Origin of the sequence: Rahnella perminowiae, from assembly GCF_019049695.1 — a bacterium.
Lineage (GTDB): Bacteria > Pseudomonadota > Gammaproteobacteria > Enterobacterales > Enterobacteriaceae > Rahnella > Rahnella perminowiae.
The window spans coordinates 1-425 of record NZ_JAFMOT010000045.1; the positions used below are offsets into that span (position 1 = coordinate 1).

1 protein-coding gene is annotated in these 425 nt (G+C 43.3%); it reads right to left on the reverse strand.

The window, feature by feature from the left end:
- Positions 1-53 precede the first annotated feature (53 nt).
- Positions 54-425: dihydroneopterin aldolase (gene folB, locus J1781_RS00200; RefSeq protein WP_217232997.1), on the reverse strand; the 372-nt coding region annotated here is incomplete at its 5' end.

Genomic DNA, 425 nt, shown 5'->3' on the forward strand with positions numbered 1-425 from the left:
GTGGTACACTCATACTCAAATGCTCAAATAAACATATTTTTTGCTTAGGCTAATTAATTTTGCTGAAAACGGGTAATTTTAACCCCCACACTATCGGCTTGTTTGATGGCGGTGGGTTTGTGAATCGTCACTGTGACTTTTTCTGGGGCAAATTCTGCCAAAATCATCTCAGCGACCAATTGCGCTAACCGCTCTAACAGCGCAACTTTGTTGGCAATGCTCACTTCAGCCACGCGCTCACTGACTCTTTTATAATTGATGGCATCTTGAATATTATCAGTCTGCGACGCTTGGTATTGACAGCCCACCATTTCAATATCAAAAATCAATGGTTGGGTTATTTGCTGCTCCCACTCATACACGCCAATCACGGCATCGACTTTGAGTCCCTTGACAAATACCGTATCTGTTGAATTGCCCGTCAG